Raw genomic sequence first — 16,188 nt, forward strand, 5'->3', positions numbered from 1 at the left:
GCCGAAGGCGAAGTCGTATTTAAAGCAGGAGGTCTCTGGCTGGCGTTGAAGGGAAGGAGACGAGACTAAATGTCTCGTCGGATCTACCTTAGGTAATACCTTTGCCCCGCAGCCCGTGCAAGAAAGTCCATAAACACCAAAAACCCCCCTTGCGGGAGGTCTCTGGCTGGCGTTGGCGGGGGAAAGGTATTACCTTTGGCGCTTGGGCCTTTGGTGAACTTGTAACTTGGTCGTTAGCTGGTTAGCTGAACAAGTTGGCGTCACGGGCAGAAGCAACGAGCCAGTTGATGGCACCAGGTGTTGCTAAGCCACCGGTTACACCGGCTGCACCCTTAAGTACACGCTTGAGCGCATCTTGAGTACCAGCAGCCATGTGCATGAAGCCCCAGATCATTGTTGGTCCACCCCAGGCAATACCTAGGATTTCCAGACCGTTGGCAATGATGTTAAGCAAGGCTTCTAAGTTGGCCAAGTTGTTAACACGTACGGTACCTGCAGTGTTGACACCACGAATTTCAGTAGCATCTTGTCCTTGTGGACCGATTGTGCTGTTGCCGGCACCCTTTAGTTGTGGAGCGCCACCGACGGTGTTGCCGCCGGAGAATTCCGACTGGTAACCAGTACTTTGTGTGTCATGGCTTTGCGCGAATGCTGGTGAGGAGACGGAAAGTCCGACTACAAAAGCAGCAAGTACGCCAAGTCTTGCAATGGTGGTAAGGTTGGATCGCATGAAGAACCTCCTCAATAAAGTTCTAAAAGATGGTCTCGGTAGTAAGTGATTGTGTAGAGCGTCTGGAGAAAATTGTTGGGTTCCAAACGGTGAGGATAGATTAGCCGGATCTAAAACGGAAGTCAAGCGTGATTTTGTTGTGTGCAATACATTTGTCAAGATCAGGCTGGATTTAATCAACCGCCTAGCGGCAAATAACCCCGAAACCCTATAATAATCGCCGTTTTACTAGTACTGGGCCCTTCAGAAAAGTGCGTCGTACCATTTATATAGTAGCGGCTCTAGCTTCCCTGAGTGGGGTGATCTTAGGTGCGCCGGCATATTGCCTGACTGATCTTCGGGTGGCCCATCAGGCCAAGCAGGCTCCGGAATTCGTGTCCGATAACCTTAGTGCCTGGCCGTATCAACTGACCAACGATGCCCGGCTGATGGCTGAGCAGCTTGGGCTAATGCCTCTAATTAATGAGTACATCCAATTAAAGAATCAAATTCCAGCAACTGAGCGTTCGAAGAATGCGCAACTTCAGTCTTTGAGGCAGGATATTACCGACATTATTCTGACGACGATGTTGGAAGTGCAAAGCGTGACGTCCAAAATAAATTTAGAGATTTCCCAAGGAGATGACATACGCAACTACCTTAAGGATAAGCGCGATAGGGCTATGAAGTACAATGCAATTGCGAACATAGTTGCCGGCGCAGTTTCTAACGTAATAGGTGTATCTCTGCAGGTGCCGAATGGCTTGCCGGAAATGCCTGGTGAAATTGTTGAATTGACAGGCGGTGGCGGGCAAATGGCTTTCGGTACGCTGGCTCTTATGCAGCAAGACGGCGGCAAGCAACGATTGCAGGCTAGACCTAACATGTTGGCCAAACTTTTCGATCGGCCGATTGCACCAAATGCAGAATACCCACCTAATATATGGGCTTACGTCAACTCTCCGGTTGAAGGAAGCAAGCTGACCAAGCGTACGCAATTAATTGAAGGCTGGAAACAAGTTGGTCTTCTTCCTGACCCCAAAAAAGGCACTTACAACAATCAAGTTCTCATGCTTACCGGCACAGCTAGCGGACGATATCATCTAACTCTGGATCTAATTGAAGACAGAGCAATAATGCTGGCCGACTTGCGCGCTGTATTGTCGCAAATGGACAGTAATTTGCTCGAGCTTATGTTGTTCATGAAGAAAAGCTAGGTATTGCGTAGAACCCGGCGGATGCGTTGAGGGCTGAACATCAATAATTCATAGGCTGCCGCAGCATAGCCTGAGATATGGGTTTGTCCCAAATACTTCTCCAGCAATCTAATTGTTTCGGCGACATCATCCAAGCTGACACTCGTCGCTTCACGTTCACAGGCAATTGCCTTGGCGTGCAGCTTAATCAACGCGCATACAAGGATTAGGTGGTGATAGCCCGTGATTAGGGTTATTTGCGCAAAGCCGCCGCCAAAATAGAATTTGCCGAAAATACGTTGATATATGTAGCGGTAAAGCATGTCTTCAATTTCAGCATCATCCTCCGGCCACTTAATTGCCTGCAATTCACCAATTGTGAAAGTGCGCGGCTTCAGGCGAAGTATGGGTTGTTCAAACATATATTGATAGACGAAGCGGAAGGGATTGAAGTGAGCTTCCAGCCTTGTTGGTGGTTTATGTGGCAAATAGATCTTGTGCAAGGCAGACAATAAATGACGGTCCAGTTTTTTTAGAGGAGCGTCTTGTGCTTCGCTTGCCGGTTGTGGTTTCTCCAGTTTGGAGACCAGAAAATCTGAACCTTTGAGTAGCCTTTCGTTGAGAGGAAGTGACTTGTCTTTGAGAATTGATAGAAGTTCTTTTTCGTATCCTAAATACGTAGTCCACTCAAGTCTTTGTCCACCGACTAATTGAATATGCGACCAATCAGGTGCGTGCGCCGACATGACGCTTTCATATTCGGCGAGTTTCGTTCGCAAATAGTCTTGTTGGTCTTTAAGGGACGTACCAACATTGTACATTGCTGCCAGCGACACCATGCTAACCGTGGCATACGCCCCGCTTGGTGTTTGCGTAAATGTATAGGGAAAGAGTTGACACGTCTGTGGCTTGGCTTCAGCACCATGCTCGGCATGAATCATGCAGAGATGATCTTTGAGAAAAGGACAATAGCCTTCATCTGTCGCGACTATCACGTGAGTAAAGGGCAGTCCTTCTTTTTCATGGAGAGACAAAGACGAGAATAATTTCTTGCCGCGAAATTCTTCCTTGCTTGACCAGTCCATTTTCGAGATTCGCTCGTAGTCGGTTTCCGTCAGTGGAACAGACCACTCGCCGCAACACTTGCCGCATCCTGTGCAACTGTAATTTATACCTTCTGGAATATGTATTGGTGTTTGCTCTGCCATAAATACTTTCTAGGGGCAACAAATTGTGCCGAGGCTAACTTTGCGTGAGGCGCCCGTGCAGGACGGAACGTTGTTGGCAATGCCGAAGTGCGTTGTATAAGCAAGAATAGCAAATAAGAGAGCTTCTTTGAATTTGGTTGAGATGCCAAAGTCCTCGTGCTTATGCAATTCAATTTTATCGGGGAAGTATTTCAAAAGCATGCTTTTGAGAGTGGAATTCTCGGTGCCGCCGCCGCCGAGAATGAGTCGTTTGATGCGTACTTGCGGGGCGATGAAGTCTTGATACGACTGAGCTATGGATTTTGCCGTCAGCGCCGTCAGCGTTGCCAGTGCATCCTCAGGAGTTATCTTTTCTTTCTCGAGGCGGGATATAAGTGAATCAGTGTACGGTTTGCCAAAGTCCTCTCGACCAGTCGTTTTGGGTGGCAGCATTTTGAAGTACGGGTGCTGCATTAGTTCGTTCAAGAAAGCTTCGTTGACTTTGCCTTTTGCGGCAAAGGCGCCATTGTAGTCACACTCCGAGTCGAAGAAGACTTTTGCCGCCTGATCCATAATCATATTTCCAGGACCGGTATCAAACGCCATCGTTGCTTTGCCGGCTTCATTGATGATAGTGATGTTGGCAATGCCGCCAAGGTTTAAGATACCGCTGGCGATAGAGTCTTGTCCGAAGAGCACCTCGTCGGCAAAGGCAACTAGAGGTGCGCCTTGCCCACCGTAAGCCATATCCTTTACTCGGAAGTCGGATATAACAGGCAATCCGGTGCGGGCGGCAATCACTGAAGAATCACCCAATTGCATGGTGGCACGCGTCGGCACTCCCCAGAAATGTTTGTATTCGGGTGCATGCCAGATGGTTTGTCCGTGTGAACCTATTAGGTCTACATCTGCTGTTGAAAGCTTGGACTTCTTGAGCAACTGGTGAACCGCTTGCGCAAAGACTTCCGCAATTGCCACATTCAAACGGCATGTCTCATCGAGGGATGCTTGTCCTTTGGCTATGAGACTTTTGAGTCTTTTCTGAAATGCAGGCTCGAATTGATAGAGATCGCTTGCCAGCATTTCTGTCTTAAGGCGCGGCTTCGTTGCTGTGCAGCCATTGTCCGGACTGATGCGAAATAGGGCCGCGTCGATTCCGTCCATGGAAGTTCCGCTGTTCAATCCGATTACATTGAGGGCTTTTAGGCGCGATGGAGGCATTTGATACTCTGGAAAAACTGCAATTCAATCAATTATAGACAGTAGATAGACTGGCTGTTGAGGCTTGAAAGCCGCCCCAATTCGGGGCTAAATCCGCTTTATTAGACGCATGTTATGAAAAATATACAGAAATCCCCCTGAGGATATATGGAAATCCCCCAGGTGGGTGTTTGCAATTGTCAACAGGCATGAGAATTTGGTACTAGGCGTTTTTTATATTAGGGGCGGGGGTCATGACGGGTATTAACACGGGCGAATTAGAAAAGGAACTGACTACTAAGGAAAGGGAACTGGGTCGTAGTCATCCTGTTGTTGCCGATTTGGTTACGCAATTAGCCGATTTGTATTTTATAGACAATAAGGCTTCAGTTGCTGAACCTCTCTACTGGCGGGCGTTGGAAATCAGCTATCAGCAATATGGTGCGAAGCACGTAAAAATAGCCTCGATACTTCACAGCTTGGGAGAAGTATGCGAGGTACTAAGTCGTATGCCGGTTGCTGAGCAGCTCTATCGTGAATCCCTCGAGATGAAGAAAGACCTTTTAGGTGCTGATCATCCTGAAGTGAAAAATTCTCGTGCAAATCTTGAGCAGTTCATGAATCAACCAGAGGCGCCGGAACCGAAAAAGGCAGCAAAGCAGTACTTCTTATTCGGTAATGAGGAATTTCCAGTTACTGCCTAACTTGCATTAATTGCTTCGTCACATTTAGACAAGAAAGCCGACATTCCTTAGCGGTCTCATGTTTGTACTGGAAGTGGTGATACACTAAGGCGCAAACAGCCGTTAGCGATTGAAGGTTGAATGCATATATGATTGGACAACGCTCTCAAGAAGTAGTGGCGCAAGATTCGTTTATAGGTAAAGGTAAGCCAGCGCGCAGGGCTTACGGTTTTGATGAAGTGGCACTGGTTCCGGGTTCGGTAACAGTCGACCTCGACCTGTGTGACACGACTTTTGAATTGGGTGGGCACAGCTTTAAGGCACCTATCTTAGCTAGTGCGATGGACTCCGTCGTAGACGCTGGTGTTGCCGGTGTTTTAGGCAAAGCAGGTGGACTAGCAGTCATTAACTTGCAAGGATTGCAGACTCGTTATGAGAATGTCGATGATGCTTATAAGCAAGTGACTGGATGCGATGACTCGCAATTTATCGAGGTAATGCAAAAGCTTTATGCCAAGCCAATTGACGAAGCGCTAATCGCCAAACGCGTCAAGGAAATCAAAAAGCAGGGAGTAATTGCTGCAGCATCAGTAACTCCGAATATGGCCAAAAAATATGGGCCGGTTGCTGTTGAAGCTGGTCTCGATATATTAGTAGTTCAATCAACCGTGACTGGAATCGTGCATAAATCGAAAGATGCATCTGCACAGTTAGATCTAACTGAATTTTGCGCATCAATTGGTGTGCCTGTAATTGTGGGGAATTGCGTAGGTTATGAAACCGCCTTGCAGCTAATGGAGACTGGCGTTGCCGGAATTCTTGTTGGTGTCGGACCAGGTGCTGCTTGTACTTCACGCAGTGTTTTAGGAATTGGCGTGCCGATGGCGACAGCTATTGCTGATTGCTCGTATGCCAGAGACGAATATGCAAGAAGAACCGGCAAAACAGTAGCGATTATTGCCGATGGTGGCATGGTCGTGGGCGGCGACATCTGCAAAGCAATTGCGTGTGGCGCTGATGCAGTAATGATCGGCTCACCGTTTGCTCGTTCCAAGGAAGCTCCTGGACGTGGTTATCACTGGGGCATGGCTACACCTAGCCCGGTTCTCCCAAGAGGCACGCGCATCAAAGTTGGAAGTTCAGGCACTCTGGAGCAAATACTTTTCGGACCGGCTCATACTGATGACGGCTCGCAGAATCTAATGGGCGCATTAAAGACCAGCATGTCTACCTTGGGCGCTCAGACCATTAAAGAGATGCAGCAAGTAGAAGTCGTAATTGCGCCATCAATTCTTACCGAAGGTAAAGTGTTCCAAAAGGCCCAACGCCTAGGAATGGGACGCTGAGCAAGAGCGGCGATGAGCCGGTCGCCGCGAAGCGCCATCTGGCGCCGGAGGCAAGCGAAGGTGAAGTGAAACGAAACCGGAGCATAAATGTTAACTGGGCCGCTGAGTGGCAACTTGGTTTTTGGAGAACTAGGGTTAACCCTGTGGTTGGCGGACGTGGTGTGGGGTAATTTCGAGATCGTGGGGAGTGTAATTAAGTAGACATGTTGCGCTGCTTGGTATTGCAGCGAAAGGAGATATTTTTGACCATGCAAGTCAAAGACAAGTTCGTTTTCGGATCAACTTTAGTAGCTCTGGCGGTTGGAATATATGTGACAGGCTCAAGTGGCGATTCTGCTTTTGCCAAGGAATCTGAGCCGACTTCTGCCAAGTCCGCATATGGCGCGTTCTTCGGCGCTAACGCAGTTGCAGACATCGCTGAAAAGACAGCACCTTGTGTCGTCAACATTGAAGTTGATCAAGAGATTGCGGCAAGCCCGATGATCAACCTGCCCCAGGGATTCCAAATGCCCGGTATGGAGTTTTTCTTCAATGGTCAGCGTGTTAACCCTGGTCCGAACGGCAAGATGCAGGGTGGACCAAAGATGGAAGCCCACAACAGTGGCTCCGGTTTTGTCATTCGTCCCGATGGTTATATCCTGACTAACGCGCACGTTGTTCGTGATGCTAATACCATTAAGGTGACGATGAATGACAAGCGAACATTCATCGGCAAAGTAGTAGGCATGGATACATTTTCCGATGTGGCAGTTGTGAAAGTGGATGCCAAAGACTTACCTGCTGTAACTCTAGGGAAGTCTGACAATCTGCGCCCCGGCGAATTTGCAATCGCTATTGGTAATCCGGTTGGTTTAGATCACACCGTGACCTTGGGAATTATTTCTGGTGTCAATCGACAAAATATTGACGTAAACGGCAACATCAATTTTATTCAAACAGATGCTGCTATTAATCCGGGAAATTCCGGAGGACCGCTGCTCAATCTGGAGGGTGAAGTAATCGGTGTGAATACAGCGATGAAAGCCAATGCTCAAAATATTGGATTCTCCATTCCAATCAATGTGGCAGTTGGTGTTGCAAATGACTTGATTGCCCATAAGCCGATTGTTAGACCGTGGCTCGGTATTCAGATGAAAGAGATGGATGAGACTACAGCCAAGAGTCTCGGCATTACCGGCGAGACCAAGGGTGTTCTAATAGCCGGAGTTCTTGATGGTTCTCCTGCTCAAGCATCCGGCTTAGTCCGTGGGGATGTAATCCTCAAAATTGACGGTAAGGATATGCTTAAACCAGAGTTGGTGAGAGACTATGTGCGTGGGCATAAAGTTAGTGATACACTCAATTTCTTCGTCCTGCGCAATAACAATCCCATAGCTGTGGCAGTCAATATAGGGAAGTATCCTGACCAAATAGCTCAAGATACAAAGCCCAAGAAGTACGAACAAGATTCCGATAAAGTTGATTCTGATAAATCTAAGGAATAAGATGCATGCGTAAACAACCCCTCCACGATAGCGTCAACCTCGGCGCTTGGTTGGAGGGGTTGTTCTTTTTTGTGCTGGCGATAGTGCTTTTTAGTTGCTATCAATCCTTTTTCAACACCCCCAATCTAAGCCTCATTTTTGATTCGCAAGGCTATTTGGCCGTAGGCGATGCTTGCCGGAAATTGTTTTCTTGGGAATTTCTGTCGGCGGTTTTCAACTATGCAGGAAGTGGTTTTTCTGAGGCTTCTCGCCAGCAGATTTTGAATAAACTTGGCGGCGCATTTGATTTAGCGTTTTCCGGACCAATCGTGCCGTTTTTTTTGGCATTGGTGTACAACATCCTGGGCAAAGAAGCGACCACTCAAAACTGGCTTATTGGCGCAAATGCGTTTCTGGCAATATCGGCACTATTGGTTCCTCTAATTTGGATGTCTGCCAGGCAGTTCTGGGGAGCCGGACAAGCGCGGTTGGCCGCCATTATTGCCTTGACTTATCCTCCTCTGGCAATTAACTCATGGCGAATTCTTGGTGATATAACAACATGCGTTGCTGCAGCTTTGCTTATTGTGTTATTAGCCAAGCTCATCATGAATCGCAGCTTTGGAATTACTCCGTTTCTGTGGGGTTTGTTAACTGGAATAACAAATGTGCTACTGATGTTGGGCAAAGCTCCATTGATGCCATTGCCTTGGATTTTGTTGGCTGAAATCTTTGCCCTGGCACTTATTTTGAAAATTCGTGATGTCTTTAACATCCAATATTTGATAGGCATTTTACTTGGCTGTACGCTGGCGCTTGCTCCGTGGATGCTTGTAAAACAAATCATCACTGGACAGCCTTCAATTATTGTTGATAGAGGCGGCTCGTACAATTTGTGGGTCGGCTGCAGTTTGCCTGCTGACGGTTGGGATGTTTTGCCGTCTCGTTATGTCACTCATCCAAAGGAATTTACTAAGACAACCAATGAAGTTCGCTCCGAAATACTTGCAGCCTTTAAGGAAAAACCACTTAGCTTTGTAGATTTGATGGCACGCAAGCCTTCTCGATTGATGTGTGCGCCTTGGAATGATTTCCAAAATTGTTTCTTTGGTATCAATTGGGTTGTGCAGAAGTGGTGGCAACAAGTAATTCTATTGTTGGCGGCGACCGGTGCGCTTATGTCGTTGCGAGTAGCTGTTGTACGTCGGGATTTTAAGGAATTAGCACCGATTATCATCCTTTCTACTTTTGTGCTTTATTTCTTGGTTTACGCCCCAGTTATATCCATGAGCCGTTATTTCTACCCGGCAGTCCCAGCACTTTTGCTGCTTGCTTCGCAGGGAATGTGTTGGATTCTCAGTCACCTGCGTAAACCGGGTTTCCAAATGCTATTGGTTGTCACCCTTTTATTGCCCGTTATCTTCATGCTTCTGGATCCGTCTGTGGTTGTTAATTCGGTCTGGCTTGGTAAGCAGGTTGCACAATATGGTGTAGGCAATGTTGCTTTGTTTGGATCAACAATAATCGTGATTGGTCTGTCACTTTGGTTTTGGATGGCAACGCTTGCTGTTGGCAAATTAGCCAAGCTGGAGTCGTTGTCGGTAGTAATGGAAAGAAGAGAGCCGCGCTACTTGATCATTTGGTTGACGGCAAGACTAGCGCCGTTGATTGTATTGGTGGGAGTTCTTGTTTGCGCTTCGGCTTCATCCAGGAAAGAGTTATTTTGTCTTGAATGGTCAAAGCAACTTACCGGTAGAAAGTCCATTGAAAGCAAAATTTTTGTGCCTCGACAAGCGGTGCCTATTAGTTGGTATCTTGTCGTCGACGCTATTGGCACTGGTGAGAGTGCCAACGCAAACAGGCATCCTCAATTGAATGTTCAAGTCAACGGCAAGGATGTCGCTGGAGAAATAAGGCCGCTGTGGGCAGTGGACTGTTCGCAAAGAGACAATCTGGTCTATTTAAAAGCTTTTGCTTACGGACAAGGTAAAAATGTTGAAAACATTCGCCAGTGGTGGTGCCTGCCAATTCCGGCAAATCTAATCAGTGACAACGGCAACAATGTAATTAGCCTGATGTCCAGCGGTGACAGAGAGACACGGCCGATTGTATTTGGTGATTTCGTTACGCCACAAGGTGAGCCTGGTGGACATCGATTGTCGCTTAGGAATTTTTCTTGGTGCAAAGGTTTTTTTGCCGATTGTGTAGGCGAGATGCGTATGGGTTCAATTGTAAAACCTCGTGGGCTGACAAATATTTGGTTTCGTTCGCCCAAGATTCGTCCGCGTATTCGCTTGCTCGCTGTTGAAGAAAGTCCACTAAGTGTTCCAGTTACTCCAAGCACATTTTCGCTTGCCGGCGCCAGTATCGGTTCAAGTAAGGAATATGTAGTAGATGAGTCCGTGTCTCCAGCCATTTTGTCTGATTTGAACAGGCAGAGTCGCAATTTGCCGGGACCATCGGCGGCGTTAATTGAAGTCTCGGTTAACTACAAATCTACTAAAGGAAATGAAGCAAGTGTTTGTTTGGTGGAAAATCTTGAAGACGTAACAGGTGATACAAGCGCTATGCAATTCGCTCCTTGCGCTCCCACAGTACTAAAGCCTATTGCGCGGTGGCAGACTGTATCGTTTGAAGATGTTTTGCCGCTTTCCAGCAACCGTCGTGACCAGCCGGCAAAGCTGAGTAAGCTTCGCGTTTTGTTATCTGGAGTTCCCTGGTGGGATTTGCTCAGCTATGGTCGTTACAGGACGAAGAACATCGTAGATTTTGAAGATCTATCGATACGGCTGAAACCAATCAAGGTGATTAACCTCGATAGCCAGAAGTGGGATGAGTACCAGAGTCAGGTTCTTAATTAAGACGTAGCGCCGTTTTGCGGGGCAGGCAGTCTAACAAGCATCATAGCCTGGGTACTGTTTGGGCCATAGTGCACAAGCACAGGCGCGTCATCTTTGGTGATATCGGAAAGACTTGTGTCGAATACCGTTGAGTTATCCGTATTCTGCCCAATAGTGAATGAGATACGTTGTGTTTTCTTGTCTAATGATCCGTACACCTGTTCTGTTTCATTAGTCAGTTGATTCATGTAGTTGCCGCGTACGATGCCATCTTTGTTGATAGCTAGTTGGAACAACATGGAGGACTGAGTCTGTCCTTTTTGAGCTAATGAAAACACACCTAGCGGTTGCCACTGGCTATTGCCGCCTCCTGAAGAACCGGTATTAGGAGTTGTATCAACGTATTGTTGTCCGGCAGAAGCCAATTGTTCAGCTTGGTTGTAGTAGTCGACTTGTGTGCCGGCAGGATTGCCGTTGACATACACATTTGGACCTTCATAAGTAACGTTGCTTACTGAATTGCTGTTGTTGCCCGAATCGGCAAGAGCGGCAATACCGAGGAATGATGTAAGCGTCGTTAGACCCATGCATGTCCAAGCTGTTGCTGCGCCCCAACCGTAAGCACCCCAAGCTCCTGGATAGCCCCAGAATCCGCCGTAGCCATAAGGGTGTCCATAACCACCATAAGCGCCAAATGCGTTGTAGTGGTTGTAGTTATTTTGAGTGAATGTGTTCCCGGAGTTGCGGATACTGTTGTTGTGCCAGTCAGCATTTTGCGGATCAAACTTGTGGAAGTTGCCTTGACCATTTTTCCAGTTGCTGAATGCACCGCTTGCGTTCGGGTGATTGTTGCTGAAATTACCGGAATCTGGGCGATTAGCAAAGTTGCCGCGATTGAAATCGCCGCCTCTTGATTGAGCAATGTCTCCAAAGCCACCGCCAAAATTGCCGTTGCGGAAGCCATCGTCACCGCTTCGGAAGCCATTGTCGCCGCCGCGGAAACCTCCGTCACCGCCTCGGAAACCTCCGTCTCCACCAAAAGAACGTCCGCCACCACCAAAATCACCTCCACCAAATGAACGCCCACCGCCGCCAAAACCGCCACCACCAAAGGAGCGTCCGCCGCCGAAACCACCACCACCGAAGCCGCCTCCTCTGGCAAACGTCGGAGCGACAGTCGTCAAACTAATTGTTATAGCTAGAAATAGTGCAATTGACTTCATCGTTTTAATTCCTTTCTTGTTGGCGACTTATTGAATAACGCGTCCGACGCGTTCAACTATTAACGGTTCAGTATTCGGAACCGCTTTGCCGTCGAACACTCGGTCAATAGAGCGCCATGAAAATTTGTTGTCGCTATCTACGGCGATTATGTTTGTAGCTCCGGTTTGAGCGCCGACTTGTTCCATGCCGGTGGAACGAATTTGCCATTCTTTGCCTTGCTTATTCCAGACACCATTACCGAAGCCGCCGCTGGAATCAAAGTTCCAAGAAACGATGCTTTGCTTGCTTGGATCAAAGCCTATTATTTGAACATCTACTTTTGGTCTGAGTCCTGGACGTTCAATTACAAATTTGCAGAGAATGAAATTCTTATTGGCCACCCAATCTGCGGTCATGGTTACTTTGGCGTTACCGGCTGATGCCGACCATGTGCCGATTAACCAGCTCAGAGAAGCCAGACGATCAACTTTCTGTGGTGCATTTTGAGTGATAATCTCTGTTTCTGTAGCAGAGGCAATAAGCCATTCGTTGTTTTTCTTTTGCAGAAGCATCGTGAAGCGAGCGCATGCTTCCGGACCATTGGTGCTTTCCTTGCAGGTAGTACCTTCCAGAAAGGCCGTGTTTATGGCAACGCGCTTAATGCTTTGTACGGTGGCGGTTGTTCTTATTTTTCCTTGGCTAGCCAATCCGGCGGCAAAGCGTTGTTGAAGAGCTGCGCGACCAGTTGTTTGCACGCCATCTTCATCGATGTAGGTGCCATCCAATGTGAACAAGGTCGACATTCTGGTTGCATCTCCCGCACTAGCTGCTGCTGCTAGTGATTGGACAACAGCATGAAGCGGTGCGTCATAGACAGCGCTAAGCACCGTTTTGGCTGTGTTTACAGCAGAGGTCGTGGTCGGAGCTGATTGGGCTGCATTGCAAAAGAGCAAAGAGCTTAGACATAAAGTAACGGCAATAGATGTCGTCTTAGAGATTTTCATTTTAATCCTCATGACACATTGGGGCGTGATTCGAGTCTTAAATCTTAGCCTGTAGTGCCTTTTCGCGCTCTCCTTTGTGAAGATAGTAATCGGCGAAAGAGCCTAGAAGCACCCACCAACCCTTGACAGCCGCTGAGTGGCGGGATAAGCTCGTAAATACGCATTAGTAAAAGTTAAGAAAGGTCGTTTGAGATGTCACCGCCTCGGGCAGGTGACGATCGAGCACCTTTATCTTTTGTCGCTGTTTGTTTAATAAAGAGGTCATTTGTATGTCCGCCAGAAAATCATTAGGCAATACCTTGGTTTTAGTGATTGCCGCTTTAGGAGTACTTGTTTTTCTGGTAGCGTTTTTCATACTGAATTTTCAGCAGCTTATCGGCACCCATAAGCAAGCGCAAACAGCAATTGACGCGGCAGCCCTGCAAGCAGCAAAAGATCTTGGACGAGTCGTTATAACAGCCAAGGACGGTTGTCACTTCGGCGTTGTTGGTCTGGTTGACGGCGCTCCAAAAAATAACGATGTGAATAATCGTAGTCAAATTGGTATCAATACGGTTCTTGCGACAATTCGACTGGACGCTTTGATTGCCAGAGAACTCGGCAATAAGACGATGGCTGTATTAGCCGCTCATGATCTTGAGCTTGCCAAAAAAGACAGCGTTACGTTGAAAAACAAAATTCAGAGTGCTCTGTCCGCAGGTAGCGCTGAAGATGTTAACGGTAAGACTTTCAATATAAGGGAAAACGCTGAGGTTGCTTACGATGCCAATGCCGTTAGGTTGGGCAAGGGCCAGAGAATGGGTGATCTTGATCTGCGACTTGGCTATGTCAACTCTCCACAAGTTTCTTCAAATGTGCCGGTGCCGAACCCAAGCCAGTTGGCGCAGATAAATGGCACAAACACAATAGCGAGAAACAATACCACTTACTATCAATCATACGTACCTATCAATACCGATATATTCGGTAATCAACTGACATTCGGTTTTGTGGCCAGTGCTGACGAGCCGTCGCTGCTTCACGAAAATGAGTTCAGCGATAACTTGGGTCAAGCGCAGCTTGCTTTTCTTGCGCCATCAGCAGTACAAGTGTGGGCCAAAGAAGAAGTAAAACCTATAGCCGGTGATAACACGGCCAAGACAGAACAAATGCAAGTAAGTGCGACAGCTGTTGCTGGTGGTCGTCGTTTGCCGCACGCCAGTGGAAGTTTGCAAGTTGCTTTTCCTGGTGGACCGCCGCCGAAGGGACAAGGACCAGATACTACTAGTGTTCAATCAATCATGAACCATTCAATGATTGAGTTGAAAAATTACCAGAATGCTATCGAAACGCAAGGACCGACAATCGATGCAGCCGATTTAGGAACGGACAGCAAATACACAAGCTGGAATTCTTCCAGCAAGGGGAATTGGTTGACCGCTAAAGGTGGGTCAGTACCCGCCAGCGGCAGTGCATCATTGGAAGCCTCGAAATTTAGAGGACGCGAGAATGACGATCCAAGTGTAGTCTTGTCGTTTTTAGTGTATGACTGGTTGCACAACATGTATCTGAGACCAAACATCAATGGCGTTGTGACAGCCTTGTCGTCGGAATTATTTCCGACAGGCAACACCGCTAAATTGGACAAGAATAGCAATTTCGGCATGCAAGCAGCTTATGCTTCGGTTGAAGCCAGATACCCGGTCACATTTGGGTTGTTCCATGTTACTTCCAACGGTGAAGGTGATCCGCGAGACCTAACTAGATTCACCGAAGATCCTAATGCTTATAGGAGACAGTTTGCCAATGTGTTCGGCTATGTGGCTGCAGATATGACTTTGCCTGATGCCTCAATGGTCGTTGCTATGAATGACCAGGGGCAAGTAGTAACAACCAATGGAGAACCAGGCGAGATTCTATTCCACTTTTGGAATGCCATTTCCGAGATGAATGAGCTGAGCGGCGAAACTGTAAAAGCCGGCAAGGAAGTTTTTGATCTTAAGTACGAGAAAGTAAAAGCAATCGAAGCGAAACTGCAAAAAATGAGTGAGCAAATGGAAAAGGACCGCTCGCTTGCATCACAGATGGCGCCGGAGTTTTGCAAGTTGGAAGAAGAACGCGATCAAAATATGTTTGTTTTGGGTAGAGCCATGGCTGCCATGTTGAATGGCAGTTCGGGAGTGAATGTTTCTTTGGGCATGCTCAATGACAGAAAAGCGATTACTGCCTTGGGTGTGAAAAAGATTGATCCGTTGAATTATGAGCTTGCCGGCGGCAACTTTTGTCCGCCGAGTAAGGCCGCCACCAAAGAAGAAATTATGGGTACTAGCGTGGTCGGCACCGGTCAAGCTGCTGCCGCTCCGGTGCGTGATTGGTGTACACCGCCAGGTACGGAAGGCACTGCGCCGATTTTGTTTTTTGTGCGCTCTAAAACTGCTGAAAAGGCTGGTGCTCAAGTTGGCGACAGTCTTTTGCAGCCGGCATTTGCTGCAGGCAGCGTTCCGCAGCACAGCCTCAATTTGTTTGTATTCAGTGTTAATGGAGATGCTACTCAGGGTGGCGATGGTGGTTCTATTAATAAGATGAACCCGAACGTAGCCCCCTTTGGCGTCAATGTTTTAAATGGGCAGATGCTCTATCAGAATTTATCATCGCTAATAGTCAAATCACCGGGCTCTTCTCTTCAAGAAGTTTGGAATTGTATAGCCCGCGACAATACGGCCAATTACACTTCCGACGGAGCCTACTTTGCCAACCAAATTGCCGAGGGTAACAATAGCTCTCCTGCCGGGCAAGGCTATCCACCATTGGCAGCAGAGTGGACCTTGAGATGTCCGGCTCCCACAGAAACCACTAGTTGTGTGACAAAGCCGTTTATAAATCTCCATTCTTTTGCGACGTTTGATGCAAGCGCAGGGGCTGACATTCAACGAGTGAGTATGGCGACAGACGCAGCCGGCAATGTCAGCTATTCATTTGATGGTCAGCCGATGCATTTTTATACAGGCAATGAATGGATGGACAAGGTTCTCTATACAAACTCATTTGCTCCACCTGGGACATCCAGTGCTGCAAAAACTGATCCAGCTATGAAAGGTGGACTCTATCGAGGAATGGTTAGACGTAATACCGTCCAGATGAGTGCCAACACCGTCGATGTAGTATCCAACTACACAGCGGCCGATTGGGAAAAATACCGCTCTGAACATTTGATGATTACAAATACTAATCAATATGCATCGTACGCACATAAAGGGCGAACGGAAAAAGGTGACTATTTATATTCGGTATACAGCCAGGTCGTCTTTTATACGTTAGATCAAAACAGTTGTCCGCAGCTGTTTCGCTGGAGCAGTTAGAGCTAAAGAGAGGAGGAGC

11 protein-coding genes are annotated in these 16,188 nt (G+C 47.6%); 6 read left to right on the forward strand and 5 right to left on the reverse strand.

Annotation, left to right across the window (positions count from 1 at the left end; translation table 11 throughout):
* Positions 1 to 241: 241 nt before the first annotated feature.
* Positions 242 to 730, reverse strand: coding sequence for a hypothetical protein (locus tag K2Y22_09575; GenBank protein ID MBX9878695.1), 489 nt, complete (start codon positions 728 to 730; stop codon positions 242 to 244).
* A gap of 374 nt (positions 731 to 1,104) precedes the next feature.
* Between K2Y22_09575 and K2Y22_09580 the strand changes: the two genes are divergently transcribed.
* Positions 1,105 to 1,926: a hypothetical protein gene (locus K2Y22_09580; protein MBX9878696.1), complete on the forward strand. Its 822-nt coding sequence runs from the start codon at positions 1,105 to 1,107 to the stop codon at positions 1,924 to 1,926.
* Here the strand turns inward: K2Y22_09580 and K2Y22_09585 are convergent.
* Together K2Y22_09585 and K2Y22_09590 are read right to left on the reverse strand one after the other, a co-directional pair.
* On the reverse strand, positions 1,923 to 3,113 hold the full coding sequence (locus K2Y22_09585; GenBank protein MBX9878697.1) for a YkgJ family cysteine cluster protein: 1,191 nt from the start codon (positions 3,111 to 3,113) through the stop codon (positions 1,923 to 1,925). The genes K2Y22_09580 and K2Y22_09585 overlap by 4 nt on opposite strands.
* 9 nt (positions 3,114 to 3,122) lie before the next feature.
* A complete protein-coding gene (locus K2Y22_09590; GenBank protein ID MBX9878698.1) occupies positions 3,123 to 4,313 on the reverse strand; it encodes an anhydro-N-acetylmuramic acid kinase in 1,191 nt (396 codons plus the stop codon).
* A 233-nt stretch (positions 4,314 to 4,546) separates the two neighbouring features.
* Here K2Y22_09590 and K2Y22_09595 point away from each other — a divergent pair, with 233 nt between their 5' ends.
* The 4 genes from K2Y22_09595 (at position 4,547) to K2Y22_09610 (ending at position 10,645) form a co-directional block, all read left to right on the forward strand.
* The gene (locus K2Y22_09595; GenBank protein ID MBX9878699.1) at positions 4,547 to 4,996 is read left to right on the forward strand and encodes a tetratricopeptide repeat protein; all 450 of its coding nucleotides are present in this window, start codon (positions 4,547 to 4,549) and stop codon (positions 4,994 to 4,996) included.
* A gap of 128 nt (positions 4,997 to 5,124) precedes the next feature.
* On the forward strand, positions 5,125 to 6,321 hold the full coding sequence (locus K2Y22_09600) for a GuaB3 family IMP dehydrogenase-related protein (GenBank protein MBX9878700.1): 1,197 nt from the start codon (positions 5,125 to 5,127) through the stop codon (positions 6,319 to 6,321).
* A 248-nt stretch (positions 6,322 to 6,569) separates the two neighbouring features.
* Positions 6,570 to 7,805, forward strand: coding sequence for a trypsin-like peptidase domain-containing protein (locus K2Y22_09605; GenBank protein ID MBX9878701.1), 1,236 nt, complete (start codon positions 6,570 to 6,572; stop codon positions 7,803 to 7,805).
* A gap of 5 nt (positions 7,806 to 7,810) precedes the next feature.
* Positions 7,811 to 10,645, forward strand: a complete 2,835-nt coding sequence (locus tag K2Y22_09610; GenBank protein MBX9878702.1) for a hypothetical protein — start codon at positions 7,811 to 7,813, stop codon at positions 10,643 to 10,645.
* Here K2Y22_09610 and K2Y22_09615 read toward each other — a convergent pair.
* Positions 10,642 to 11,847, reverse strand: coding sequence for a hypothetical protein (locus K2Y22_09615; GenBank protein MBX9878703.1), 1,206 nt, complete (start codon positions 11,845 to 11,847; stop codon positions 10,642 to 10,644). The two genes, K2Y22_09610 and K2Y22_09615, sit on opposite strands and share 4 nt — an antisense overlap.
* 27 nt (positions 11,848 to 11,874) lie before the next feature.
* A complete protein-coding gene (locus tag K2Y22_09620) occupies positions 11,875 to 12,831 on the reverse strand; it encodes an SgcJ/EcaC family oxidoreductase (GenBank protein MBX9878704.1) in 957 nt (318 codons plus the stop codon).
* A gap of 269 nt (positions 12,832 to 13,100) precedes the next feature.
* On the opposite strand from K2Y22_09620, the gene K2Y22_09625 reads away from it, so the two are divergent.
* The gene (locus tag K2Y22_09625; GenBank protein ID MBX9878705.1) at positions 13,101 to 16,169 is read left to right on the forward strand and encodes a hypothetical protein; all 3,069 of its coding nucleotides are present in this window, start codon (positions 13,101 to 13,103) and stop codon (positions 16,167 to 16,169) included.
* Positions 16,170 to 16,188 lie beyond the last annotated feature (19 nt).

Source organism: Candidatus Obscuribacterales bacterium (assembly GCA_019744775.1).
Classification (GTDB): Bacteria; Cyanobacteriota; Vampirovibrionia; order Obscuribacterales; family Obscuribacteraceae; genus SBAT01.